Annotated in this window: 21 protein-coding genes and 1 tRNA gene; 9 read left to right on the forward strand and 13 right to left on the reverse strand. The window is 52.8% G+C overall.

From position 1 onward, the window contains the following. Window positions 1-28 precede the first annotated feature (28 nt). Window positions 29-1,558, reverse strand: a complete 1,530-nt coding sequence (locus tag ACAW75_RS01270) for a M20/M25/M40 family metallo-hydrolase (protein WP_370726847.1) — start codon at window positions 1,556-1,558, stop codon at window positions 29-31. A gap of 150 nt (window positions 1,559-1,708) precedes the next feature. Between ACAW75_RS01270 and ACAW75_RS01275 the strand changes: the two genes are divergently transcribed. Next, a complete protein-coding gene (locus ACAW75_RS01275; RefSeq protein WP_370726848.1) occupies window positions 1,709-1,993 on the forward strand; it encodes a hypothetical protein in 285 nt (94 codons plus the stop codon). 42 nt (window positions 1,994-2,035) lie between these two features. Here the strand turns inward: ACAW75_RS01275 and tssD are convergent, their stop codons facing one another. Then, complete coding sequence (gene tssD, locus ACAW75_RS01280) at window positions 2,036-3,142, reverse strand: type VI secretion system tube protein TssD (protein ID WP_370726849.1); 1,107 nt, start codon at window positions 3,140-3,142, stop codon at window positions 2,036-2,038. Between the two features lie 453 nt (window positions 3,143-3,595). Here tssD and ACAW75_RS01285 point away from each other — a divergent pair, with 453 nt between their 5' ends. From ACAW75_RS01285 to ACAW75_RS01295, 3 genes are all read left to right on the forward strand, one after another. Beyond that, a complete protein-coding gene (locus ACAW75_RS01285) occupies window positions 3,596-4,273 on the forward strand; it encodes an MFS transporter (RefSeq protein ID WP_370726850.1) in 678 nt (225 codons plus the stop codon). A gap of 5 nt (window positions 4,274-4,278) precedes the next feature. Continuing rightward, complete coding sequence (locus tag ACAW75_RS01290; protein ID WP_370726851.1) at window positions 4,279-4,788, forward strand: MFS transporter; 510 nt, start codon at window positions 4,279-4,281, stop codon at window positions 4,786-4,788. A 162-nt stretch (window positions 4,789-4,950) separates the two neighbouring features. After that, the gene (locus ACAW75_RS01295) at window positions 4,951-5,886 is read left to right on the forward strand and encodes an SPFH domain-containing protein (protein WP_370726852.1); all 936 of its coding nucleotides are present in this window, start codon (window positions 4,951-4,953) and stop codon (window positions 5,884-5,886) included. 107 nt (window positions 5,887-5,993) lie between these two features. Here the strand turns inward: ACAW75_RS01295 and ACAW75_RS01300 are convergent, their stop codons facing one another. Next, on the reverse strand, window positions 5,994-8,180 hold the full coding sequence (locus tag ACAW75_RS01300) for a protein-disulfide reductase DsbD family protein (protein WP_370726853.1): 2,187 nt from the start codon (window positions 8,178-8,180) through the stop codon (window positions 5,994-5,996). A 234-nt stretch (window positions 8,181-8,414) separates the two neighbouring features. Between ACAW75_RS01300 and ACAW75_RS01305 the strand changes: the two genes are divergently transcribed. The 3 genes from ACAW75_RS01305 (at window position 8,415) to rpsJ (ending at window position 12,109) form a co-directional block, all read left to right on the forward strand. Beyond that, a complete protein-coding gene (locus ACAW75_RS01305) occupies window positions 8,415-9,314 on the forward strand; it encodes a helix-turn-helix domain-containing protein (RefSeq protein WP_370726854.1) in 900 nt (299 codons plus the stop codon). Between the two features lie 213 nt (window positions 9,315-9,527). Next, window positions 9,528-11,642, forward strand: a complete 2,115-nt coding sequence (gene fusA / locus ACAW75_RS01310; RefSeq protein WP_370726855.1) for an elongation factor G — start codon at window positions 9,528-9,530, stop codon at window positions 11,640-11,642. 161 nt (window positions 11,643-11,803) lie between these two features. Further along, a complete protein-coding gene (rpsJ, locus tag ACAW75_RS01315; RefSeq protein WP_085411961.1) occupies window positions 11,804-12,109 on the forward strand; it encodes a 30S ribosomal protein S10 in 306 nt (101 codons plus the stop codon). Between the two features lie 143 nt (window positions 12,110-12,252). On the opposite strand, the gene ACAW75_RS01320 is transcribed toward rpsJ, so the two are convergent. The 5 genes from ACAW75_RS01320 to ACAW75_RS01340 form a co-directional block, all read right to left on the reverse strand. Next, window positions 12,253-13,131: a MerR family transcriptional regulator gene (locus tag ACAW75_RS01320; protein ID WP_370726856.1), complete on the reverse strand. Its 879-nt coding sequence runs from the start codon at window positions 13,129-13,131 to the stop codon at window positions 12,253-12,255. A 193-nt stretch (window positions 13,132-13,324) separates the two neighbouring features. Then, complete coding sequence (locus ACAW75_RS01325; protein WP_370726857.1) at window positions 13,325-13,987, reverse strand: carotenoid biosynthesis protein; 663 nt, start codon at window positions 13,985-13,987, stop codon at window positions 13,325-13,327. A 75-nt stretch (window positions 13,988-14,062) separates the two neighbouring features. Continuing rightward, window positions 14,063-14,138, reverse strand: a tRNA-His gene (locus tag ACAW75_RS01330). A 111-nt stretch (window positions 14,139-14,249) separates the two neighbouring features. Then, on the reverse strand, window positions 14,250-14,864 hold the full coding sequence (locus ACAW75_RS01335; protein WP_370726858.1) for a superoxide dismutase: 615 nt from the start codon (window positions 14,862-14,864) through the stop codon (window positions 14,250-14,252). 47 nt (window positions 14,865-14,911) lie between these two features. Further along, window positions 14,912-15,349, reverse strand: a complete 438-nt coding sequence (locus ACAW75_RS01340) for a nucleoside deaminase (RefSeq protein WP_370726859.1) — start codon at window positions 15,347-15,349, stop codon at window positions 14,912-14,914. Window positions 15,350-15,426: 77 nt separating this feature from the next. Here ACAW75_RS01340 and ACAW75_RS01345 point away from each other — a divergent pair, with 77 nt between their 5' ends. Then, entirely contained in the window at window positions 15,427-15,915 is a 489-nt protein-coding gene (locus tag ACAW75_RS01345) for a hypothetical protein (protein WP_370726860.1), read from the forward strand. 126 nt (window positions 15,916-16,041) lie between these two features. Here the strand turns inward: ACAW75_RS01345 and uvrB are convergent, their stop codons facing one another. After that, window positions 16,042-18,063, reverse strand: coding sequence for an excinuclease ABC subunit UvrB (gene uvrB, locus ACAW75_RS01350; RefSeq protein WP_370726861.1), 2,022 nt, complete (start codon window positions 18,061-18,063; stop codon window positions 16,042-16,044). 178 nt (window positions 18,064-18,241) lie between these two features. Here uvrB and ACAW75_RS01355 point away from each other — a divergent pair, with 178 nt between their 5' ends. After that, window positions 18,242-19,240: a glycoside hydrolase family 43 protein gene (locus tag ACAW75_RS01355; RefSeq protein WP_370726862.1), complete on the forward strand. Its 999-nt coding sequence runs from the start codon at window positions 18,242-18,244 to the stop codon at window positions 19,238-19,240. 164 nt (window positions 19,241-19,404) lie between these two features. Here the strand turns inward: ACAW75_RS01355 and ACAW75_RS01360 are convergent, their stop codons facing one another. The 4 genes from ACAW75_RS01360 to ACAW75_RS01375 all read right to left on the reverse strand — a co-directional run bounded on the left by ACAW75_RS01360 (window position 19,405) and on the right by ACAW75_RS01375 (window position 24,810). Continuing rightward, complete coding sequence (locus ACAW75_RS01360) at window positions 19,405-20,781, reverse strand: M16 family metallopeptidase (protein WP_370726863.1); 1,377 nt, start codon at window positions 20,779-20,781, stop codon at window positions 19,405-19,407. A gap of 24 nt (window positions 20,782-20,805) precedes the next feature. Further along, a complete protein-coding gene (locus tag ACAW75_RS01365; RefSeq protein ID WP_370726864.1) occupies window positions 20,806-22,149 on the reverse strand; it encodes a M16 family metallopeptidase in 1,344 nt (447 codons plus the stop codon). Window positions 22,150-22,229: 80 nt separating this feature from the next. Next, complete coding sequence (locus ACAW75_RS01370) at window positions 22,230-23,762, reverse strand: M61 family metallopeptidase (RefSeq protein WP_370726865.1); 1,533 nt, start codon at window positions 23,760-23,762, stop codon at window positions 22,230-22,232. 172 nt (window positions 23,763-23,934) lie between these two features. After that, window positions 23,935-24,810 carry a TspO-related membrane protein gene (locus tag ACAW75_RS01375; protein WP_370726866.1) on the reverse strand — a complete coding sequence of 292 codons (876 nt, stop codon included), beginning with the start codon at window positions 24,808-24,810 and terminating at the stop codon, window positions 23,935-23,937. Between the last annotated feature and the right edge of the window lie 191 nt (window positions 24,811-25,001).

Genomic DNA, 25,001 nt, shown 5'->3' on the forward strand with positions numbered 1-25,001 from the left:
TGACGTAATAGGCTCGCCCGCGTATTCACTACAGCCGCATCAGGGCCACGTAGGTTTCCAGGCCATCCCAGAGGTTTTGCAGGCGCAGGTTTTCGTTTTCGGCGTGCTGGTTGTTGTCGTGGTTGGCAATCGGCACGGTGATCGTGGGCGTTTTAAGTATCTGGTCGAACAGATAGAGGGGTAGACTGCCGCCGAGGCTGGGTTGCAGCACAATGTCGCCTTTCACCGTCGATTGCACGGCTTTCACGACCGTCTGGGCAATGGGCAGATCCATCCGGGTACGTTGCGCATTATAACCCGACTTGGCTACGATCCGGGCAATACGTGGGTATTTGGCCCGTTCTTCGTCGGTGATGCTTTCCTGCTGGGTTACGTAATAGCCCTGCGCCACCACATGATCGATCACTTTCTGTACCTGCCGTTTGGCGTCATTGCCCAACACCAGCCGAAGATCAAGCGCGGCCGTAGCTGAGGTCGGAATGACGTTGGCGGCCAGCTTACCCACATTGGCACTCGCAAACCCGTTGATGTTCAGCGACGGACGCATCAGCAGGTCAGCCAGTGGTTTACCGCCGCCTTCGGCCACGGTAAAACCCAACTCTTTTTTTAGCTGCTCGTCGACCGGCGGAATCTTGGCCAGCGCCTGTTTTTCCAGATCGGTCAGTGGCGTCACATCGTCGTAAAACCCCTTGATGAGCACGTTCCCGTCGTCGTCTTTCATGGATGTCAGCAGCCGGGCCAGCATCATGGCGGGGTTGGGTGCCCAGTTGCCGTAGTGGCCGCTGTGCAAGGGTCGTTTCGAGGCGAATACTTTCAGTTCCAGGTTCACGTCGCCCCGCACGCCGAAGAGCACCTGTTTGCGCCCCGTCTGGTGCACCGGTCCGTCGCAGATGATCCAGAGATCGCTTTTCAGTTTGTCTTTATGGCGTTCCAGAATCTCGTTCAGGTGCGCCGACCCCGCCTCTTCTTCGCCTTCAAAAAAGAATTTGAGGTTGGCGGTTGGTTTCATATTTAGCTTCACCAGCGCGTCGTAGGCAGCCAGAATCGCGAAAACGCCCGCTTTATCGTCTGATGTGCTGCGCCCGTAGAGGCGCCAGTTTGGGTTGATGAAAGCGCCTGTTTTAGGCAGTTCAATGGCCTGTCCCCCGGCATCGAGCGCCGCGCTATATAAAGCTGGCTCGAAGGGTTTCAGGCCATCGGCCCATTGGTTGGGGTTCACCGGCTGTCCGTCGTAGTGCGCGTAGAAAACGACTGTTTTAGTGGCACCCGGCACCATCACTTCGCCATAGATAGCAGGTGGAACGCCTTTTGTTGTTCCATCAAGCCGTTGGGGCTCCATACCCCGCCGCTTTAGCATATCGGCAATGTAATTGGCCGTTCTCTGAATGCCGACAGTATCATAGACCACGTTGGGAATGGCCAGTAACCCCATAAATTCATCGAGCAGTTGCCGTTCGTGTTGCTGGCGGTAGGTACGTGTCTTCAGCGTCAGCTCGCTCTGGGCATAAGTAGTACTTGCGAGCAGGAGAGCCGGTATGAGGAGGGTAATTCGTTTCATAGACATAGGGCGCAGGGTACTGCCGTATAAACACCTAAGGTACAGACCGCTTCATTACCAGCCCCGATTTACCAAAAATAGGTGACTGCTTTGGTCAGCCGAAACGGCCAAACGCCTTTCCTTTTTTGGACCTTACTCTCGCTCGATACTATGAACACCTCAGCAGAAGCTCACTGCCTGGTGCGGCTGTTCGGCAAAAAACCGACCGAACTTTTCGAACAGTACCATGCCGAAAACCCGGATGGCGAAGCGCTGTCACACGCCCCCCCCCCGTTGGGCAGTCACCAACGGTCCTTCTGTCCCACGCTTTCGGGGCAAGCTCGTCTCAAAAGCCTGGTCCGTAGGGCGTGGGACGTACCTGAACGCGAGCTTGCTGCATCAGCGCCAGTGCCCCACGTGCAGCAGCAGGCTATTAATCTAAACCGTACAGTGTAGGGGCCGATTGATTCGTTTTAGTTATTGCGATTCGCTCTTATCTCATTCTATTATTCTTATAGACCCCGTATCACCATTAGACGAATAATTAGAATTTTTCTCGTGAGGATCTACATCTAATTTAAAATGCTTATTCGAATATTTTCGCTCACCCGACCATGACAGTTCAGCATTATCGAGAAAATTCATCGTTCGTCCAAAATTATAGGTTTCCTGGTAATTAGGTTCGGTCTCGCTATCAATTCGCTTGTTGTCTTTCCTGACTATCATCTCAAACTCTCCTCCCACGCCCGAAACCTCATCATCGCATACAAACTTTCTACTATAAGGAGGATCTTCATTGTTTTCAAAATCTTCTTTAGACATGTGATATTGATTAAATTTTTTAGGAAGCTCTATCCATGTTCTCCCTAAGTTATCTTCGAATTTACCATAACCCATCACTCTTGTTTCCCCTACTTTTCTTAATTCTGTCACTTCGTTTCCTACGTTAAATTTATTTCGATTTAGATGATAGTATAAAAACTGCTCTTCATTATAAGGCTCTCCCTTCAATTTAGCATCAATTACCCGTTTCACTTCTTTAGGGTCCATCGAATATTGCTTTTGTTCGGGTTTATTTTGGGGTAATTCCGGCACCTGCGCCACGGTCAATTGAGCGCTTTGCGGGGGTACCTTATGCTCTTGAGTGCGTTTGGCTACCTGAGCTACCTGCTTAGCATAACTCTGTCCTGCGCCGTGGCTTTCTACTGGCCAGTTGTTGTCGTGGATGATCGTTCCTACGGCTATGCGCTGCGGGCTGATACGTACCTGAATTTGTAGGCTGCCTCCGCCGCCAGCACCGGGTTGGAACCGCATCTGTAACCCCACACAGTAAGCACTGAAAAAGGAAATCGTCTTAAGTGTCGTTCTGGGTACGTCCTGCATCAGCACCAGTTGCCCGTCCTGCTGCATGGTAGGCGAAAACATCCATTGCATTAGGAAAGGCCGATCAGCGCCGGGTGCCGCCAGTACGCAGTCGATTGTGCCGCCATAGGTTGGCGAGGCAGGTCGACCCAGCGAGTCCGTATCCTGGTGAATGGCTAGTGAATAGGTAAGCAACGGGTAACGTACCCCCTGAACATCCAGGAAGGCAGCGAAAGAAGCCATAGAACAGGTGTGGTTAGTCTAGCGGCGCTGCCCGAGCAACAGCCGTAGCTCTAAAGTACACAGTTCGCACAGCAATTGATAGCGGCGACATGTCGCTCAGATGGCTGTTCATCAGCGAATTGACTAAACGGTAAAGTCGGGGAAAAAACCTTTTATCACGCCGATTCAATTTACCACGGCGATTGCCAGGCTGGGTCGGCGTACAGGCTACAGTGTGTTCAAACAAAGCAGCCCGCCGATTCTTGTCAACTGCAATCTATGCAGCGCATGGTTCGATAACGGCGTTGTCAACGAGTCATATTTGCGGGTGCATTGTATTCAACCAGTAAGGAATTAGAACATTCGCAGGCAATGAAACAAATTCTGTCGATTTGCATTTTTCCTGGAAGAAGTACCTGTTCTGGCTTTATCCGTTAATCCGAATTGTACTGCCCTGAGGCAGCCGCTATATGTATGAATAAGAATTTGCTGCCGCTGACGATGGGTGGTTTCGGGATTGGAATGACCGAGTTTGTGATGATGGGCATTCTCCCCGACCTCGCCCGAACGCTTCATATCTCTATCCCTGTGGCGGGTCACCTCATCTCGGCCTATGCGTTGGGCGTTGTGTTGGGGGCACCGCTACTGGTGGCCATGGCGGGCAATTATCCGCCCAAGAAAATTCTGCTGGGGCTGATGGCGCTGTTCACGGTGTTCAACATCCTGTCGGCCTTTGCGCCTACTTACGAAGTGATGCTGGTGACCCGGCTACTGTCAGGCCTGCCACACGGTGCTTTCTTTGGTGTGGGAGCCGTTGTAGCAAGCCGACTGGCTGGCCCCGGTAAAGAAGCACGGGCCATCTCGATGATGTTTGCCGGGCTCACCGTCGCCAACATCCTTGGCGTACCCCTGGGTACGTTCATTGGGCATGAGATAAGCTGGCGCATCACCTTCGTGCTGATCGGCGTGGTGGGACTGGTCACGTTGCTGGGTATCTACAAGCTGCTGCCCGAGATGCCGGTCGTGGGCGAATCGAACCTGCGTAAAGACCTAAAGTTGTTCACGTATGCTGAACCCTGGCTGATTCTGGGCGTCACGGCCATCGGTACGGGCGGTTTGTTTGCCTGGTTCAGCTACATTGCCCCCTCCTGACCGAAGTGGCTCATTTCGAGGCGAGCCAGATCACCTGGATTCTGGTGCTGGCGGGTGTCGGCATGGCCGTGGGCAACCTTCTTTCCGGGCTGGTGGCCGACCGCGTATCTCCTAGTAAAGCCACGATGCTGTTCCTGGCCCTGATGGTCGTCAGCCTGATCGTGGTCTTCTATGTGTCGCCGTTCAAATTGCCGCTGCTGGCCATGACGTTCATCACGGGGGCTATCTCGTTTTCGCTTGGGGCGCCCATCCAGATTCTGATGATCCGGGCGGCTAATGGCTCCGAAATGCTGGCTTCGTCTGTTACGCAGGCAGGGTTCAATATCGGCAATGCGCTGGGTGCCTTCCTGGGTGGACTGCCCATTGCCGCTGGCCTGGGCTATGCGTCGCCCCAGTGGGTTGGCGCAGGGCTGGCGTTCGCGGGCCTGTTGCTGGCTGCTGTCGTATACGGGCGTCAGCATGGGGCTCAACCCAATGTGGTCGATGTGGAGATGCCGGTTGAGGCCATCGGGTAAACCGGCTTCCGGTCGTTCAGTATTCCAGCCGCTTTCAGGTACGTTCGTCCGTGGTGGCGAACATCCTTACGGTAGCCGGCCCATTTATCCGGTTTGCCGGTTGATTATGAGCGCGAAATAACTAGCTTCGGCCTGTCACTATCTAAACCAGACTGACCGGCCATGCTCTTTACGCCTATCGTACTCGTTCTGATCGCGTTCATCGCGTTCCTGTCTATCGTCATCGTGCAACAGGGTACGGTGGCTGTCATCACTGTCTTTGGCAAATACAACCGGGTCCTGACGCCCGGTCTGAATTTCAAGATCCCGTTCATCGAGGTCATTTACCGCAAAATTTCGATTCAGAACCGGTCAGTCGAACTGGCGTTTCAGGCTATCACGGCCGATCAGGCCAATGTCAATTTCAAGGCGATGCTGGTCTATTCGGTCCTGAATCAGGACGAAGAGACGATCAAGAATGTAGCGTTCAAATTCATCGATGAGGCTTCATTCATGCAGGCGCTGATCCGTACCATCGAAGGGTCTATCCGTAGTTTTGTGGCTACCAAACGGCAATCAGAGATTCTGGCCCTGCGCTCCGAGATCATCGAACACGTTAAATTTCAGCTGGATACGCTGCTCGAGAGCTGGGGTTACCACCTGACCGACCTGCAACTCAACGACATTGCGTTTGATGAGGTCATTATGCGATCGATGGCGCAGGTAGTGGCCTCGTCGAACCTGAAAGCCGCCGCCGAAAACGAAGGACAGGCGCTGCTGATCACAAAAACCAAAGCCGCCGAAGCGGAGGGGAACGCCATCAAGATTTCGGCCGAAGCCGAGAAAACGGCGGCGCAGCTTCGTGGGCAGGGTGTGGCGCTGTTCCGCGAAGAAGTGGCCAAGGGTATGGCCGAATCGGCCAAAGTAATGAGCGAAGCCGACCTGGACGCCTCGCTGATCCTGTTCTCGATCTGGACCGAAGCCGTGAAACACTTCGCCGAAAACAGCAAAGGAAACGTCATTTTCCTCGACGGCTCAACCGATGGCATGGAGAAAACCATGAAGCAATTGATGGCTATCGAAAAGCTGAACGGATCGGCTGACGCAGGTAAGAAATAAGCTTTTGCGAGGTACGTTGCTTCTTACTGTGTATGGCTTCGCGAGCCTGTCGAAGGGCCTAGCTCGCGAAGCCATACACAGTAAGAAGCAACGTACCTCGCAAAAGCTTATTTTCTGGCAAAAGCAGCTTTACCTGAATCCAGGAACTTGCCGAACTTCTCGACGTTCAGATCGTAGTTGATGGGTGAAACCAGCAGCTTGCCGGTTTCATCAACGAGGCAGTAGTGCGGCTGGGCGTTGTTGCCGTAGCGGGTGATCTGCAAGTCGCCGTTCTGCGCTCCGATCGTTTTTTTCTGCTTCTGGTCGTAGTTCGACGTGTACCACTCCCCTTCCGGCAGTTCGGTTTTATCATCGACGTAGAGCGCCACCACCACGTAGTCATTTTGCAGGCGGGTCAACACCGTCGGCTCACTCCAGACGCGTTGCTCCATTTCGCGGCAGTTCACGCAGCCGTGGCCGGTGAAGTCGATAAACACGGGTTTACCTACGGTCTTACTGTAGGCCAGCGCTTCTTTATAATCGAAAAAGCCCTGAATACCGTGCGGCAGTTTAAACAGGTCGCCGTACCGAACGACCCGTTTTGTTCCCTGTTGGCCTGCTGTGTTACCAAAGCCGCCCCCATGCAGGTTAAAATCCTGCGATGTTTCGGGCGGCAAATAGCCCGCCAACGCTTTCAGCGGAGCCCCCCAGAGGCCCGGAATCATATAGACCACGAACGTAAACGTGATGATGGCCAGCAACAGGCGGGGAATGCTCACCTTTGAATTCGCCACCGGCAACCGCATACTGCCACTAGCCGTATCCACCGTGGTCATTTCGGGGCTATCGTGCGCCAGCCGGATTTTACCCAGCAAATAGAGCCCGAGCAAGCTGAAGATCACGATCCAGAAAGACAGGTACACTTCGCGGTCGAGCAGATGCCAGTGATACACCTGATCGGCAATACTCAGGAATTTCAGGGCCAGCGCCAGTTCCAGGAAGCCCAGCACCACTTTCACCGAATTCAGCCAGCCACCCGATTTAGGCAGTTTCTGTAACCACTGCGGAAAGAGCGCAAACAGCGTGAACGGAATGGCAAAGGCCGATGAGAACGCCGCCATACCCACAATTGGCTTCACTACTTCACCGCCCGCCGACGCCACCAGGATGCTGCCTACGATGGGGCCAGTGCAGGAAAACGAGACCAGCACGAGCGTGAAGGCCATGAAAAAGATACCAGCCAGACCGCCCCGTTCCGAAGCGGCATCGGCCTTGTTGACGATCGAGCTGGGCAGGGTAATCTCAAACAGGCCCAGGAACGATAGGCCGAAGGTGAAGAAAACTGCGAAGAAGAGCAGATTGGGTAGCCAGTGCGTACTCAGGAAATTGGCAAAAGCCGGGCCATTGATGCGCGACACCAACGTACCGATCAAGACATAAATGGCAATGATCGACGCGCCATACAGCAACGCTTTCCACCAGCCCCCCTTCTGGTGCGTAAAAAAGCTGACCGTCATCGGAATGATCGGAAACACGCAGGGTGTCAGCAAAGCTGCCAGCCCCGCCAGAAAAGCCGTGAGCGCAAAGCCCCAGAGCGATTGCGCCCCGCCCTGCTCCCCTTCCGGCTTCGCCAGCGGATCAACCTCACCAACTACCGGCGCCACCGACGTACCTGGCGCGGCTACTGTATCGGCAGCGATCACCTCAGGAGCAGACGAAACCGATTCAGGTACGTTGGCCGTAGCAGACGCTACTGTAGTGGTACTGGTTGGAGCCGAAGCAACGGCAGTCGTTACACTTTCTGGCGGCGTTGAGCCAGCTGCCACCGTCAACATAGATGATACGTCGAAATCGTCGCTGACCTGTACGCAGACTGTTGAACAGGTTTGGCCCTCAATGGTGCCTTTAAGCACAGGCTTATTGCTCAAAAGTTTCACCTTCTGGGTAAACACCGCCGGGTTGGGCATGATGTACGTATCCCCTTCCCAGACATCGTCGAATTTCGTTTCGTAACCAATAGAGCCCAGCTCGCCAACCGGTTGGAACGTCTTGTTTTTTTCCAGTGTCACGGTAGTTGCCTGTGGTCCCATCTCCAGTTTCGGATTGGTTTTGGCAGCGTACATATGCCAGCCTTCTTTAGAGCGGGCCGTGATCCGAATCTCAACGACATCGCCCACTTTCGCTTTCGTGGGCGAAACGCTATACGCAAACGTGGTGGGCTTGGTGATGTTATTCTGGCCAAACTGACCGAAGCTGGCCGTAACGGCGGTAAACAGGCAAAGCAACAGGCCCAACGGGGCAATAAACCGATTCATACAATGTAGGTACAACTAATAGGTTACGGAGGTAACGCGATTTGCCCGAAAAATAGTCGCTTTTATGCAGTAGTTCGAAAAGCAGACCTTACTCTTCGTAGACGGCAAAGCTAGTGCCACATTGCAGCCAGCGACCTTTTGCTAAAAATGCTCGACGTAATCTGTACATTTTATGTGAAATTCTGACTATTTTTACTGGGCTTTATACCTTCAACAGTTAAAATGGAGCACTAAGTGAAAGCGCTTTACGAAAAGGTAAATATTGACCAGGAACACTCATTGCTTGTAAAGCATATCCGTCTTACAGCGTTTGGGGCTTTATGGCATTACCATCCCGAGTACGAGCTTACGTACATTCTGGAGAGTAATGGCAAACGTTTTGTTGGCGATCACGTCACCAATTTTGAGGTAGGTGACCTGGTGCTGATTGGCCCCAACCTACCGCACTTCTGGCGAAATGATGACGATCGGTACGACGAACTGCCCGCTGAAGCCATCGTTGTTCAATTTCCGGCCACATTAGACGAAAACCTGCTGAGTGTTTTACCCGAATCGGGTGCCATTCGGCAATTGCTGCAACGTTCACGCTATGGCCTTTGCTTCAGCCCCGGCACAGTTTCCCGACTAGCCACCCGGCTGATTCAGTTACCTCACCTGGACGGCATGGCGCAGGTGCTCGAGCTTCTTGGCATTCTGAACGAACTGGCTGCCGACCGGGAGGCCATTCTTCTGGCCTCAGATAGTTATCAGCTGACGGCCAGCGAGGCCGAAACCGAACGCATGAAACGCGTGCTGGAATATGTCCTGAAGCACTTCCGTAAAGAGATCCGAATTGAGCAGATCGCCTCGGTAGCGGGTATGGCGCCGGCGGCCTTTTGCCGGTATTTCCGGAAACGGACAGGTAAATCGTTTGTCGAATACCTGAATGAACTGCGCATTAGTCACGCCCGGAAACTGCTGACCCAGGCCGATCTGAGCGTCAGTCAGGTTGGCTTTGAGTGTGGGTTTAATAATATCTCGCATTTTCACCGGCAGTTCAAACAGCAGACAGGCACGACCCCCATGCGCTATCAGGCCGTTTATCGCGATAGGCAATCGTCGTTGTTGCCTAGCATGGCTGGCTTACTATCATAAAGTTTATCGAAGCCTTTCTGATAAAGGGTAAAGACCGGAAAAGGTACGTTTCACGTCCCGGTCTTTACCCTTTATCATACTTAGCACTTTAACTTGACTTTCCCGCTGGAAGTCAGTAATTTTGCGACCTGATTCATGAAAGGCCAGCCCGTTCAACTGGGCAGGTTTCTTTCCACCGTTTTAGGATTACATAACTTTCTGTATAACAAGCTAATGGCTCGCGATTTATTATTGACGAGAAACATCGGTATCGCTGCCCACATCGACGCAGGCAAAACGACTACTACCGAACGTATTCTCTATTACGCCGGGGTAAGTCACAAGATCGGTGAGGTTCACGATGGAGCTGCCACAATGGACTGGATGGAGCAGGAGCAGGAGCGTGGTATCACGATCACTTCAGCCGCCACTACCGTTGACTGGACCTACCGCGACCAGAAATACCACATCAACATCATTGACACCCCAGGTCACGTTGACTTCACCGTTGAAGTGAACCGGTCACTGCGTGTGTTAGACGGTCTGGTATTCCTTTTCAGTGCCGTTGATGGTGTTGAACCTCAGTCGGAAACGAACTGGCGTTTGGCCAACAACTATAACGTTGCCCGTCTTGGCTTCGTCAATAAAATGGACCGCTCTGGCGCCGACTTCCTGAACGTGTGCAAGCAGGTGAAGGAAATGCTGGGGAGCTACGCCGTGCCTCTTCAGTTGCCTATCGGTGAAGAAGATACATTCCGTGGCGTGGTTGACCTCGTCAACTTCCGGGGTATTGAGTGGAACGAAGATGACAAAGGAATGACCTTCCGTGAGGTACCGATCCCAGCCGATATGCTGGACGAAGCCACCGAATGGCGGGAAAAACTCCTGGAAGCCGTTGCTGAATTCGACGACTCGCTGATGGAGAAGTATTTCGACGATCCTGCTTCGATCTCGGAAGACGAAATTCTGGCGGCGTTGCGTAAGGCTACTATCAGCATGAAAATCGTGCCGATGCTTTGCGGTTCATCGTTCAAGAACAAAGGTGTACAAACCATGCTCGACTATGTGATGGCCCTATTGCCTTCGCCACTCGATAAGGAGAGCATCGTGGGTACAAACCCGGATACGGGCGTTGAAGTGTCACGCAAGCCGTCGACGTCTGAGCCATTCTCGGCGCTGGCGTTCAAAATTGCGACTGACCCCTATGTGGGCCGTCTGTGCTTCATCCGTTCCTACTCGGGTGTGCTGGAATCAGGTTCGTATATCCTGAACAACCGCTCGGGCAACAAAGAGCGTATCTCGCGTATCTTCCAGATGCACGCCAACAAACAAAACCAGATCGATCGTCTTGAGGCGGGTGACATTGGGGCTGTGGTTGGTTTCAAAGACATCAAAACGGGTGATACCCTGTCAGACGAGAAGAACCCGATCGTTCTGGAGTCGATGGTGTTCCCTGATCCCGTTATTGGGTACGCCATTGAGCCGAAGAAGACCGCCGACCAGGACAACTTCTCGAAAGCCATTGGTAAACTGATCGAAGAAGACCCAACCCTGAAAGTTGAGTCGAACGAAGAAACGGGCCAGACCATCATTCGTGGTATGGGCGAACTTCACCTGGAGATCATCATCGACCGGATGCGTCGTGAGTTCAAGGTGGAAGTGAACCAGGGTGCTCCTCAGGTAGCTTACAAAGAGACCATCACCAAGAAGGTTGAACACCGCGAGGTATACAAGAAGCAAACGGGTGGTCGCGGTAAATTCGCCGACATCGTGTTTGAACTGATGCCACGCGACCCGGAAGAAGACGGTTCAGTGAAAGCTGGCCTCCAGTTCGACAATGCGATCGTAGGTGGTGTTATTCCGCGCGAATTCATTCCTGCCATTCAGAAAGGTTTCGCCGAAGCGATGTCAACGGGTCCGTTGGCTGGCTACCCGGTCGACTCCATGAAGGTTCGGTTGTTCCACGGTTCATTCCACGACGTTGACTCAGACTCACTATCGTTTGAATTAGCTGCCCGGATGGGCTTCCGCGAAGCAGGTCGTCAGGCTGGTCCGAAACTGCTGGAACCAATCATGGCTGTTGAGGTACTGACGCCTGAAGAGTATACCGGTCCGATCACGGGTGATTTGAACCGCCGCCGGGGTATCATGAAAGGGATGGACAGCCGCGCCGGTTCGCAGGTAATCAAAGCCGATGTGCCGCTGTCGGAGTTGTTCGGTTATATCACTGAACTCCGTACGATGTCATCAGGCCGTGCAACAGCCAACCTGACATTCTCACACTACGAAATCGTGCCGAACAACATCGCCGACACCGTAGTGAAGAAAGAAAAAGGCGGCCTCTCATAAAAATCAGTTTGCTGTTTACCGTTTACTGTCTTCTGTTGCCCCGCCAAAGAGCGGGGCAACAGAAGACAGTAAACGGTAAACAGCAAACTCCTTAAAATTTCCCTCTCCGGAGTAAATGGTTCTTTCGGCTGGGGATTAGTTAACTAAACGAACCGCTTTTTATGAATCAGAAGATTCGCATCAAATTGAAGTCGTTCGACCACATGTTGGTTGACAAATCGGCTGAGAAGATTGTTAAGGCCGTTAAATCGACGGGCGCTATGGTCAGTGGTCCAATTCCACTGCCTACCGACAAAGAGATTTACACCGTCCTGCGTTCACCACACGTGAACAAAAAGGCGCGTGAGCAATTCCAGCTTTGCACCTACAAGCGTCTGGTTGACATTTATTCGACCAGCTCGAAAACGGTTGACGCCCTAATGAAACTCGAACTACCTAGCGGTGTCGATGTAGAGATCAAAGTTTAAGTTTCCGTAGTATAAAAAAGGCCCCTGCTGTTTAGCAGGGGCCTTTTTTATGGCCTCAGTTTACCGTTTACTGTCTTCTGTTGCTCCGCTCTTTAGCAGCGCAACAGAAGACAGTAAACGGTAAACTGAGGACAGAGGACTTCTTACGTACTCGCTACCCGAATCAGATCCTCAATGCTATTGATGATCGTTCCGTTTTCGGGCATTTGGATATCCTGGCCTACCATCTGATAGCCTGTTAACAACAAGTGGGCTTCCGGGAATTGTGCGCTTAACTTATTAACGTAAAGCTGCGCTTCGTGATTGGCAGGCACTGATGTAATAGCCGAAAAGATATAATCGGGCTTATGTACATTGTAAGCAAACAGTAACTCACTAAACGGCAGACTCTGCCCCAGGTAAACAACCTTATTGTACCGAGCCCGAATGATGTAATTGGCAAACAGAAGGCTGATCTCATGCATTTCGCCTTCGGGCAGGAACAGCAGGTACTTCTTGCCGTTCGGTCGTTGCTTACTCACTTGTCCATCGATGGCCACAATTAGTTTCTGGCGAATCAAATTCGTGATGAAGTGTTCCTGAGCCGGGCCAATAGACCCCGTTACCCACAACGTACCTATACGGCTCAAGAACGGATAAATGATGTTGATCATCGTGTTCTCAAAACCGAACTGCAGGATATTGGTACTGATAATTTTCTCGAACCGGTCCTCGTCCAAGTCGATCATCGATATGGTAAGGGCATGAATCTGATCGGGGTAACTTAGCTGGCGATCCGAAATCTTGATCACCTCCTGGTACATCGCCTCTACACTGAGTTTGGAGATCTCCGAAATTTTGTAACCGTGGTCTTTCAGCAGCGAGATGTTCAGCACCAATTTCAGATCCTGATCATCGTAGGTACGTATGTTCGTATCCGTACGCTTGGGCTGAATGATATTATAGCGATGCTCCCAGATCCGCAACGTGTGGGCTTTTATGCCGGAAAGTTGCTCTAAATCTTTAATCGAGTAGTTACTCATGGGATGATCTGATTACAAGTTGGTGCAGAAAATAGATGCTGTAAGAGCACGCTAAATGAACCCATTTCAACGCTGCGCAGGTAAACGCAATGTCTAAACTAAGCACCTATCTATCGCTTTGCAACATTTCATTTGAAAATGCAATAACGCCATTATGAATTCTATCCTATAACCCTGATAAGGCCCCCTTTGTTTAGCGAATGGCCAACCTGTACAGGAGTTGATGGCCAACAAAGAAGACGATCTGGAGGCTGATTATTAGCAGAGCAACCCGGTTTTCTCTACGAAATGGGAGTCCATACCATATACTGAGCAGGGCAACTGCAACGAGCCACCAGCCCAGGTAATTTTGTATGGGAATAGGCTTACCAAACCAGGTCCAAAAGTCGAGGCGAATGGCAACGGGCTCAACCAGGACATCGAGGGCAACCATTCCAGCGGCAGCCAGGGCTGTTTTTACGTAGACAGGCCAGGGGAAACGATCAAAAACGGAACCGAAACAGTATGTCAGCAATAGCCAGTTGGCTCCGATGATGGGCGGGATACCGAAAAGTTTAGGCCCTAATCCTGTACCGTAGGCGTATGGTCCGCCGAATACGTACCCGGTGCGTACCCCCAGCATTTCAACAAAATAGCCCGTTAAGATGGCCAAAGCGATGTAGAACGCGAAAGCTGGCCGCCAGTCGGTATGGTACCATAGTAATGCCGCCAACGTACCCAGCAGGTTCAATACCGTTAATTGCTTAAAAAGCGGCGCAACAGCTGGTATCTGCAACCCAATTAGTCCGGCCAGGTATGCCAATACCAGAACAGTACGAATAGGTCTATCATAACGGGGAGCAGGTAAGTCGGCCATATTTCTATGCTGGCTGTTTGTAGCAGTTAAGGCTAAAAAAAAAGTCCTGACACGTATGTCAGGACTTCAAATGGTGGGTGCACGATGGGTCTCGAACCCACGACCTCCGGCACCACAAACCAGCGCTCTAACCAACTGAGCTACGCGCACCATTTAATTTGAGAATGCAAAGGTAGCTAAGAATTGAGAATTATGAGTGCCTTTAGGCCCATTTTTCGCACAAAATTTCACTCACAATTCTTAATTCCTCATTATTAATCACTTAAGCTGCCTTCGCCTGTTGGTAGCGAGCATCAGCGGCATTCCAGTCAACGACATTCCAGAAGGCGGCAATGTATTCGGGGCGACGGTTCTGGTATTTGAGGTAATAGGCGTGCTCCCAAACGTCGAGCCCAATGATTGGCGTCCCTTTCTGCTCGGTAACGTCCATCAATGGGTTATCCTGGTTTGGGGTCGATGTAACAGCCAGTTCACCATCAGCCGTAACGATCAGCCAGGCCCAGCCCGAACCGAAACGCGTAGTAGCCGCTTTCGTAAACTCTTCTTTCAAGGCATCAAACGAACCGAATTTCTGATCAATGGCTGTTGCCAGCTCGCCCGAAGGCTGCCCGCCACCGTTTGCCGACAGGATATTCCAGAAGAACGTATGGTTAAAATGACCGCCGCCGTTATTACGAACAGCCACGGGGTATTTGCTCACGTTAGCGACCAGTTCATCGATCGACAGGTTTTCCATTTCGGTGCCTGTCACGGCGTTGTTCAGGTTCGTTACGTAGGCGTTATGGTGTTTGCCATGGTGGATCTCCATGGTCTGCTTGTCTATGTTTGGTTCAAGCGCATCGCTCGAGTAGGGCAGTGGATCTAATACGAAAGCCATATCGTGTTTAAGGTTTAATTCACCCGGTCTAACACCGTGCTTTTGCTTTATGTTCTTAGCCGCCCGAAAAAGTTCGTCATCAAAGCGCTGCTTTCATCGGCTAAAATGCCTGTCTCTACCCTTGTTTTTGGATGCATCGGCGACGGACTCAGCCGCGAGTAACCACGTTTAGGATCGTCGGCACCGATGACCAGCCGACCAAGCTGCGCCCAGAAAATGGCACCTGCGCACATTACGCAAGGTTCGAGCGTAACATAAAGTGTACAGTTTGTCAGGTATTTACCACCCAGCGCCTGTGTAGCGGCCGTAATAGCGATTATTTCGGCATGGGCCGTTACATCGTTCAGTCGCTCGGTCTGATTACGCCCTTTTCCGATAATACGGTTCTGGCAAACAACCAACGCGCCAACCGGGATCTCGCCCATGTCGGCCGCTTCTTCAGCCAGCGAAAGGGCTATCTCCATAAAGTACTCGTCGGTGAACATGGCGAACGCTTTTGGTCAAAAATACTTATTCGTCAGACACCATATGATGCCTACTTTTGTGTTAGTATTATCGCCCTATGTCTGATCTGATTAACTACCGACTAGTGTATCCAGACCCTCGCGAATCTGAAATCAATCAGACAGGGGGTTACGTGGAAATACATATCACGCACCACAATCACGAGACTGAGCGTAATGTGGCAACAGCTATTCTGTTAGCAAAGCTGGGCTACAAAGTGCGCTTGTTACCAATTGACACTACACCTTACGCAAAAAACCCAGACGCTTATTTTCTTAACGAAGAAATTGAAGTAGAATTCAAACATAACCTTACGCCCACTCGATCAGCTATAGAAGAAGCAATCCGTAAAGGTCGCCATCAAGCAAACTACCTTGTAATCCACATTCTAAGCAAGGTGTCGGCAGCTGACATAAGGTCAGCAATTATCGGTCGAATGAAGTTTACTAAGAATGTCCGTAAACTCTGGATTATCCGGGATGAGAAGGTAATTACACTAACACGTGAAGAAATCTACGACGGAACAATTGCGCTAAAAATACAATGAGGTGACGCTAAAACCGGCCGGTTACGTCACCTCAAGGTCATGGGCGGGGATCTCTCCCCATCCAATACAAAGATATAATACGATCAGTACAAACGAAAATTACTGTCAATAGTAACTTTTCAGCAACTACACCTTCTCCTCCTTCAACTTATCGCGGAGTTGGAAAAGCTCATCGCGGAGGCGGGCAGCTTCCATAAAGTCGAGGTCTTTGGCGGCGCGTTCCATGCGTGCCTGCGTTTCTTTCACCAGTTGCTGCAGGTCGTTCTTACCCATATACTGCACAACCGGATCAGCCGCAATGTTGATCTCGTCGGGCTCCACGTAGAACTGCTTCGGTTTCGAGTCGGCCACTTTGGTTTGCCCCATGATCGACTCACGCGATTTAAGCACTGTTTTGGGTGTAATGCCGTTCGCGATGTTATAGTCCGTTTGAATGGCACGGCGGCGATTTGTTTCGTCGATCGCTTTTTCCATTGATCCGGTGATCCGGTCGGCGTACATCAGCACCCGTCCATTCGCGTTTCGGGCGGCCCGGCCAATGGTCTGGATCAACGACCGGATGTCGCGCAGGAAACCTTCTTTATCGGCGTCCATGATGGCCACCAGCGACACTTCGGGCAGGTCAAGCCCTTCACGCAGCAGGTTCACGCCCACCAGCACATCGAAATTACCGAGCCGCAGGTCGCGCAGGATTTCAACCCGGTCGAGGGTTTTTACCTCCGAGTGGATGTAGCGCGTTTTGATGCCGACCCGCTCCAGGTACTTGCTCAGTTCCTCGGCCATTCGCTTGGTCAGCGTGGTGATCAGTACGCGCTCGTTTTTCTTGATGCGAGCATCCACTTCTTCCAGCAGATCATCAATCTGGTTCAGGCTGGGACGTACCTCGATCTCTGGATCAAGCAGCCCCGTTGGGCGAATAAGCTGCTCCACCACGACGCCTTCACTTTTGCGCAGTTCATAATCCGATGGGGTGGCCGACACATAAACGGTTTGCGGGGTGAGGTCTTCAAACTCCTGAAAGGTCAGCGGGCGGTTATCCATCGCCGACGGGAGCCGGAATCCGTAATCGACCAGCGCTACTTTACGCGACCGGTCACCACCCCACATAGCGCGGATCTGCGGAATAGTCACGTGACTTTCGTCGACCACCATCAGGAAATCGTCGGGAAAATAATCGAGCAAACAGAACGGGCGCTGGCCGGGCTGACGACGATCGAAATAACGCGAGTAGTTCTCGATACCCGAGCAGTAGCCCAGTTCGCGCATCATTTCCAGGTCGAATTCGGTCCGTTCCTTGATCCGTTCGGCTTCCTGCTCGCGGAATTCACTCTCGAAAAACTTGATCTGCGCTACCAGATCATCCTGGATTTGATGGATAGCCCCATTCAACGTATCGCGACCCGTTACGAAGAGGTTGGCCGGAAAGATCGTAATCAGTTTCTCTTCCGACAGTTTTTTACCCGTTCCGGGGTCAATGCGCTGAATGGTTTCTATTTCATCGCCGAAGAAAATAAACCGGTACGCGAAGTCGGCATAGGCCACGTACAGATCAACGGTGTCCCCTTTAACCCGGAAGTTGCCCCGCTGAAAATCACCTTCCGTGCGGCTGTAAAGAATGCTGACCAGCTTATGCAGAAACTGGTTCCGGCTGATCCGTTCGCCCACGCCCACCCGAATCACGCTATTCTTGAATTCTTCGGGGTTACCCATGCCGTAAATACACGACACCGACGCAATTACGATCACATCGCGCCGGCCGCTCATCAGCGCCGACGTGGCCGCCAGCCGTAGCTTATCGATCTCTTCGTTGATCTGGAGGTCTTTCTCGATATACGTACCGGTGGTGGCGATATAGGCCTCGGGCTGGTAGTAGTCGTAATAGGAGATGAAATACTCGACGGCGTTGTTGGGGAAGAACTGTTTGAACTCGCCGTAGAGCTGTGCTGCCAGGGTTTTGTTATGGCTCAGGACAAGCGTAGGGCGGTTGGTCCGGGCAATCAGGTTGGCCACCGTGAAGGTTTTACCAGATCCGGTGACCCCCAGCAGTACCTGCGCCGGTTCATTGTTATTGATACCTTTAACCAGCTCTTCAATGGCTTTGGGCTGATCACCGGTCGGTTGAAAGTCAGAGGTTAATTCAAAGTTCATCAGCGTTGTTGCTCCAGGTTGGCGTAATCCACCAATTTACGAATAAACTAGCCAACAGGCAAGGTCGTTTCAGAAAGAAGTAATTTGAGTTGATAACCGCTCAGGTACGTTGCCTTTACCCAAACCTTTTCTACCCTGGCAAGTTGGTGCATCATGGCCTTTAGCCTGATTGATCACAATGCCTATCTCAAAAACGACGTTCACGAATCCGTTGCTTTCCTATGGCCCCGACCCCTGGGCAGCCTGCCATGACGGGTTTTATTACTACACGCATTCGACCCGTACCAACCTCACTATCTGGAAGACGCGCGACATTGCTGATCTGGCCAACGCCGAGCAGAAGATTGTCTGGAACGTACCTGCCGACGGCCCCTTCTCGAAAAATATGTGGGCCCCCGAGCTGCACTACCTCGACGATGGAACGGGTAACAAATGCTGGTACGCTTACCTCAGCGCGGGTGCAGACCGGGATGCGGGCGATCAGCGAATATGGGTGCTGGAAAACAGAGATTGTGACCCGCTGCAAGGCGAGTGGCGCATGAAGTGCGAACTCACCACACCCGATGGGAAATGGGGGATCGACGGCACCGTTATCGACCTGGATGGCCAACTGCTGCTGGCCTGGTCGGGTTGGGAGGGCGACGAGAATCGGCAGCAGAATATCTACCTCTGCCGCCTGAGCAATCCCTGGACCTGCGTGGGCGACCGGCTGCTCCTGTCTGAGCCAACTTTGCCCTGGGAGCGTCACAACCACGACCCTGACCCCGAGAGCAAACGTAACCAGGTGCTGGTGAATGAAGCGCCTGCCTTCATGCGCCATCACGATCAGCTATTCATCGTTTATTCGGCCAGTGGCTGCTGGACAGACGAATACGCCATGGGGCTGCTAACGGCTAAAATCGATAGTGACCTGATGAATGCATCGTCATGGACCAAAGCGCAGGAACCGGTCTTCAAAACGTCGGTGCATAACGGCTCTTTCGGGCCGGGACATGGCTGCGTTTTTCACACCGAATCCGGGCAAACCTGGCTCCTCTATCACGCGAATCCCGGCCCGAATAAGGGCTGCGAAAACGAACGTAATCCACGCCTACAGCGCATTCACTGGCACCACGACGGAACACCAAATTTTGGTATTCCAGCGGCGGAAAAAAGGGAGATGGAACGGCCTGCTTGATCTCCGTTGTCGCCTGCCTGTGGCGAGTGACCCTTAACTAGATGGCCTCTGGCCCGTTGGTAACTCATGACCCGGTTGACGATCAACATTCGGCATCATTTGACCAACGGGCCAGAGGCCCTAACGTTACAAGCAATCGCCACAGGCAAGCGACAACGGTCCCTTTAAAATCCTTCTGCCTTAATCTCTTTCTCGGTGATGGTACCGTACTTTTTCACCTTATCGCGAATGGCTTCAGCTTTGCCAATCAAGACAAACTGAAGCCTGTCTTTCGGAAAATACTGATCAATAATCTGCCGCGTTTTGGCCACCGTCAGGCCGTCGACGTTTTTCTGGAAATTGTTGATAAACGACTCATCGAAACCCAGGCTAAACATATCGGTAAGCAGGTTGGCCAGGCTACTGGCCGATTCGTAGCGAGGCGGGAAATCAGCTTTGACGTAGTTTTTGGCTGATGAGAGCGTTTTCTCGTCGATACCCGTCCGGTGCAGGCTGTCGAGCACTTGAAGGGCCATATCGATGGCCTGGGTGGTGGTGCTGTTCTTTGTGAAGGTCGAGATGGCGAAGGTGCCGCTTTTCCGGAAAGTACCGAAGCGGCTGTTGGCCCCGTAGGTCAGGCCCGAATTTACCCGCAGGGCATCGTTCAGCCAGGATGTAAACCGGCCACCCAGAATGGTGTTGACCACCGTCACGGGAATGAAATCGGGGTTGTTTTGGGTGATGCCTTTTCCTCCAATTAAAAACGTGGTTTCGCGGGCATCGTCTTTATTTACCAGCAGCACCCGGTTTTTATCGAAGGCAAACGTCGGTTCGGCAACCACAGGCGAGGTGGCGGTGGCCGTTTTCCAGTTACCAAACAGATCGGTGAGGCGCTTCTTCATGGCCGCCGTGTCGAAATCGCCGACAAGGGCGATGGCCGCCCGATCGGTGGTGAAGTTCTTCTGGTAAAACTGCCGGGCATCGCTCGCCGAAATCGCCGAAACAGACGCGGGCGTTCCCGAAAGTGGATTGGCGTAGGGGTGCCCCTCGAAGACAAACCGGTTGAAATACGACCCCACTACCCCGCGTGGACTTTCTTTCTGCTGCGTGAGTTGAAGCAATTGCCGCTGTTTGTATTTATCGAACTCGCCCTGATCGAAGGTTGGCTTGGTGAGCACGTCCTGAATAATATCGAACAGCAGATCCTGATCTTTTACGGCGAACGAAGCAGTCATTTTGGCCACCTCTTTGCCAGCAAATGTCTCTACGCTGGCCCCCACATATTCGATCTTTTCTTCGAGCTGCGCCTTCGTGTATTTCGAGCTTCCGAACAGCAGCGCCTGCGCTGTCATGTTGGCCAGGCCATACCGATTTCCATCCTGCACGGCGCCGGCATCGAATACGGCCGAGATGTTGATCAGCGGTACTTCGTGCTGCTCCATCAGGTAAACCGTCAGGCCATTCTTCAGCTTAAATTTCTGGTAAGGTGGCACCTTGAACGTCTGTGCCATCGACGTACCCACCGCCACAAGGGCAATAATAAACGTGAATAGGTATCTCATGTGATGTCGGATTGGGAAGCTCTGTTAGTTGTTTTTGGCCGGGTTTGGCTTCGGTTCCGGCAGCAGGTAGCCCACGGTGCGGTTGCGCTCGGTCAGGTACGTCCGGGCCACGCGCTGCACATCTTCTCTAGTCACTTTTTCGTAGAGCGACGGGGCTTCGTACAGTTTTTTGTAATCGCCAAAATACAGTTCATACGTACCCAGCGAATTGGCCTTTCCATTAATGGACTCCATGGTCCGGTAAAACTCCATCAGCTTCTGATTTTTCAGCTTTTGCAGCTCCACGTCCGTGATGCCTTCGTTGATCACCTTATCGATCTGGCGCAACACGGCCTGCTCCAGTTGTGGGGCTGTAACACCGCTGGCGGCAATGGCGTAGATAGAAAACAGGCTCGGGTCGAACGACATATCGGCGTTGGTGAACACGCGCGATGAAATGGTTGAATCGAGCACCAGCGATTTCACCAGCCGCGACGAGTTACCCGAACTGAGCACGCCACTGAGCAGATCGAGCGCATAGTAATCGGGGTGCCGCGAGGCGGGCGTGTGATACGCCAGCAGAATATTGGGCGTCGCTACATCTTTGTAGGTCGTGGCCCGCCGTTCGCCGTTTTGAGGCGGCTCAACGGTGCGGAGGCTGTCGGGCAGTTTTTGCGCCGGAATTGGCGCTATATACTGTTCAGCCAGTTTCTTCACCTGTGCGGCTGTCACGTCGCCTACCACAACGGCCACGGCATTATTGGGCGAATAATACGTCTTGAAATACCGCTCCAGATCGGCCTGCGTCCATTTCTTGATGTCCGACTCGAAACCGATGACCGGAAACATATACGGGTGCTCCACAAACGCTACCGACTGTACTAATTCGCTCAGCACGCGGTAATTGCTGTTTTCCAGACCAGTGCTCCGTTCTGATAATACCACGCCGCGCTCGCTTTCCACCATTTTCGGGTCAATCGCCAGATCGCGAATCCGGTCGGCTTCGAGATCGAAGATCGTTTCGAGGGCACCGCTTTGAAACCAGTCGGTATAGACCGTCGTGTTTTCGGTGGTATACGCGTTGTTCGACCCGCCGTTGGCCTCCATGACCCGGTCGAACTGTTTGGGGCCATACTTCCTGGCGCCATTGAACATCATATGCTCGAAGAAATGCGACAGGCCGGTAATGCCGTGTACTTCATTGCGCGAGCCTACTTTCCAGAATGAATAGAAATTGGCGTTGGGAATCGAGTGGTCTTCGAGGACCATGAATTTCATCCCGTTCTTGAGCGTGAACGTCTGCACGTCCTCGGCCTTAGGTTTATTCTGTGCCAGCACAACGCCCGCCGAGAGCGTTAGCGCCGCCAGCAGCCCTATCTTTTTGTTCATGAGGAGATTTTAGTTTGGCGAAAACCTAAAACTAATGCCCGGTTCGCTCACGAACAATGCCTGAATGAAGTACGGTCATTTCAATGTACCAACGTCTGCATAAACCAACGTACCCAGTTCAGCCGCTCCGGCTCATGGCCGATCCATTGCAGCACCACGAGGCCGGCCTCATCGTAGTCCATCCGTAGGCCCACAAAGGCGAGGTACTCATTCAGCACGGAATCGATGGGTACGTTGCTGGTGATGCAACTGTCGAAATACCAGTCCATAGGCTCGTCGGCTACTTCAGCCACAATGGCTCGGTAGTCATCGTATGTATAGCCGCGTGCGGGTTGGCCATTGTCAGCCGCACCGAAGCGCTGCCAGAGCAATCGCATCACATCGTCGAGCGCGCGTTCGTGGTTGAATTTCCGGCGCAGGTGCAGATCCAGAATCAGCGACACGATAGCCCCTTTGTGGTAGACCGACACTTTCCGATCGGGCACGCCACGAACGTACCCATCGAGCCATAGATCCCACGACGATTCGGTCAGCGACAGCGAGGCCCGCCCCGCCTGCTCGACATGACGTTTCAGAATCACCAGCAGTTCTTTCAGATAAGCCGCATCATCGAACACGCCCGACCGGCGGAGCATCAGATCGCCGTAGTACGTGGTGATCCCTTCGGCCACAAAGCAGGTGGTAAAGTAGTTTTCGCGGGTAAAATCGTAGGGGGTCAGCTCGGCGGGACGAATCCGGCAGATGTTCCAGGCGTGGAATAGTTCGTGCGAGGCCACGCCCAACAGGTCGGTGTACAGGCCTGCGCCTTCAACCGTTATGCCATCAGCAGCCAGGCCTTCCAGTTCAGGACCAAGTACCAGCACCGTGCTGTTCCTGTGCTCAACGCCGTGGTAATAGGGCACCGGCAACACAAGCGTCAGGAAATGGTATTCCGGTTCAGGGAAATCGCCGAACAGCCTGATCTGGGCTTCGGTAAACCGGGTGAAATCGGCTGTGATCTGGGCGGGGTCAAAAGCGGGCGGCAGCAGGTAATTCCAGCCCTGTACCCAAACCGTTACGGCAACCTCCCGCACTGTATAATGAATGGCCTGCAACGTACCTGAGGCAATCAGCGGACTGTCGACCAACGTGTAGTAGCTGCTGGCCAGTAGCGTTTTGTAGCCCTTTTGCGGAAGGCCACAGGCAATTTGCCAGCCATCGGGAATGTTGAGCGTGAGCGTACAGGCTTCATCCAGCCGACCTTCGGCATATACGCATAGGTTAACCGGATTGATGTACCAGAAATGCGATGAATCGGCGTAACTGCTCCCGGCGTCGAGCTTATGGTCACCGGCCACCAGTCCGAAATACGCATAACGTACCTGAACCGACGTAGCACCGTTTGTCTGCACCATCCAGCGATCTTTCGTCACTTTCCGGTACGCCAACGGCTGATCGTCCTGATCAAAAACGGCAAATGACCGGATGTTTTTCGCGAAATGCTGCAACTCATATCGACCCGGTCGCCAGGCGGGCAACTGCAACGCAAGCGAATCGCCCGTCACAGCATCAATACGACAGCTGACGTCAATGTAATGGCTGCTTGGTTTGGCAACAGAAAGGGTGTAGTGCATGATAAACCTATAAGGGCCTGGCGACCTTATAGGTTTCCACAAGTTCGCTAATCCAGGTCAATATAACACGGCGGCCGGGTGCTATACGGGTTGCTTTTGCAGCTGGCTGACGCATGGCCCTTCGACAGCGCGAAGCCAGATGCAAAGCAACCTAGAGCGACAGCACAACCGCTTAGTCCAGATCAATATAATATGGCTCGTGATCCATTTCTTCGCGGGCTTCTCCGGCGGCTTCGAACTGGACTTGTTCTGGCTCAGTGAGGGCTGGTTTGGGCCATTGTGCCTGCACCTGCTGCACAAACACGCCAGCGCTGACCAGTGCCAACGTACCGGCGACTGCTGCTACGGCTTCGTTTCGGCCAGCCTGTTTGGCCGCTACGCCGGTAAAGCCCGCTACAAACGGCAACAGGTAATAGGGGTCGTTCAGCTTTTTCGACACCCTAACGCCAATGGCTCCCAGCACCCCGAGCAGCCCTACTGCAAACGGCACCGCCCGCTCGCGACTCACGCGGTAGCCCGCTTCAAGGAGCAGATTGGTGGTGGCCACCCCCGTGGCCACCGTAATCCAGCCGGCGTAGATGCCCGTTGCCCGATGAAAGGTCTTTTCGGGTTGCGGTACGTCAGGCGTTTGGCCAACTCCCAGGGCATTATGCAGGGCCAGTACCGTTGGCAACGTACCCACCGTGATGGCATTGGCCGCCACCCGCGCCTCTTTCTCACCCCTTGAGAAGAAAACGCCGAACAGACCGTTCAACAGATAATTTGCGACCAGCCAGGGGGCCGCTTTTTCGTAGCGCGGATTGCTGGCCTGCGAGGGCAACGCCTGGTGTATGGCCAGGCCCAACGTACCGGTATAGATCACCGGCCAAACAACCGCAAACGTTTCATTGGCGGGGGTAATCAGATTGGTTTCCAGTTCGTCCTGAAACTCGGGCACCACATCGGTGCGGCGTTTTTTATTCCGTGGACCGGCAAAGAAGTACGTACCTACGATGCTGCCAATGACCAGTGCAGCCGTGGCCAGGCGGCTGATTCTTGTGTTTTCCATAACGGCGATTGAGCGATTTCTTTCTAAAACCCGCTCCATCACGCGCTTGTTTGTTACTTTTTTGCTTGATGCTGCTTTAGTTGGCGAATTGCTTTTACGCTGGAAAGCTTCGTATTGGAAGTTGCTTTTGCGTCTGGCTTCGCTAGTCGAAGGGCACGACTAGCGAAGCCAGATGCAAAAGCAACTTCCAA

Origin of the sequence: Fibrella arboris (assembly GCF_041321095.1) — a bacterium.
In the GTDB taxonomy this organism is placed as follows: domain Bacteria; phylum Bacteroidota; class Bacteroidia; order Cytophagales; family Spirosomataceae; genus Fibrella; species Fibrella arboris.

What these genes read in the sequence shown, in the direction of transcription:
- ACAW75_RS01325 (WP_370726857.1), bottom strand. Translation starts at nt 13,987, where the DNA reads ATGGCCGACTTACCTGCTCCCCGTTATGATAGACCTATTCGTACTGTT.
- ACAW75_RS01285 (WP_370726850.1), top strand. Translation starts at nt 3,596, where the DNA reads ATGAATAAGAATTTGCTGCCGCTGACGATGGGTGGTTTCGGGATTGGA.
- ACAW75_RS01270 (WP_370726847.1), bottom strand. Translation starts at nt 1,558, where the DNA reads ATGAAACGAATTACCCTCCTCATACCGGCTCTCCTGCTCGCAAGTACT.
- ACAW75_RS01320 (WP_370726856.1), bottom strand. Translation starts at nt 13,131, where the DNA reads ATGAGTAACTACTCGATTAAAGATTTAGAGCAACTTTCCGGCATAAAA.
- ACAW75_RS01365 (WP_370726864.1), bottom strand. Translation starts at nt 22,149, where the DNA reads ATGAACAAAAAGATAGGGCTGCTGGCGGCGCTAACGCTCTCGGCGGGC.
- ACAW75_RS01275 (WP_370726848.1), top strand. Translation starts at nt 1,709, where the DNA reads ATGAACACCTCAGCAGAAGCTCACTGCCTGGTGCGGCTGTTCGGCAAA.
- tssD (WP_370726849.1), bottom strand. Translation starts at nt 3,142, where the DNA reads ATGGCTTCTTTCGCTGCCTTCCTGGATGTTCAGGGGGTACGTTACCCG.
- ACAW75_RS01340 (WP_370726859.1), bottom strand. Translation starts at nt 15,349, where the DNA reads ATGTTCACCGACGAGTACTTTATGGAGATAGCCCTTTCGCTGGCTGAA.
- uvrB (WP_370726861.1), bottom strand. Translation starts at nt 18,063, where the DNA reads ATGAACTTTGAATTAACCTCTGACTTTCAACCGACCGGTGATCAGCCC.
- ACAW75_RS01335 (WP_370726858.1), bottom strand. Translation starts at nt 14,864, where the DNA reads ATGGCTTTCGTATTAGATCCACTGCCCTACTCGAGCGATGCGCTTGAA.
- ACAW75_RS01345 (WP_370726860.1), top strand. Translation starts at nt 15,427, where the DNA reads ATGTCTGATCTGATTAACTACCGACTAGTGTATCCAGACCCTCGCGAA.
- fusA (WP_370726855.1), top strand. Translation starts at nt 9,528, where the DNA reads ATGGCTCGCGATTTATTATTGACGAGAAACATCGGTATCGCTGCCCAC.
- ACAW75_RS01295 (WP_370726852.1), top strand. Translation starts at nt 4,951, where the DNA reads ATGCTCTTTACGCCTATCGTACTCGTTCTGATCGCGTTCATCGCGTTC.
- ACAW75_RS01360 (WP_370726863.1), bottom strand. Translation starts at nt 20,781, where the DNA reads ATGAGATACCTATTCACGTTTATTATTGCCCTTGTGGCGGTGGGTACG.
- ACAW75_RS01355 (WP_370726862.1), top strand. Translation starts at nt 18,242, where the DNA reads ATGCCTATCTCAAAAACGACGTTCACGAATCCGTTGCTTTCCTATGGC.
- ACAW75_RS01370 (WP_370726865.1), bottom strand. Translation starts at nt 23,762, where the DNA reads ATGCACTACACCCTTTCTGTTGCCAAACCAAGCAGCCATTACATTGAC.
- ACAW75_RS01375 (WP_370726866.1), bottom strand. Translation starts at nt 24,810, where the DNA reads ATGGAAAACACAAGAATCAGCCGCCTGGCCACGGCTGCACTGGTCATT.
- rpsJ (WP_085411961.1), top strand. Translation starts at nt 11,804, where the DNA reads ATGAATCAGAAGATTCGCATCAAATTGAAGTCGTTCGACCACATGTTG.
- ACAW75_RS01300 (WP_370726853.1), bottom strand. Translation starts at nt 8,180, where the DNA reads ATGAATCGGTTTATTGCCCCGTTGGGCCTGTTGCTTTGCCTGTTTACC.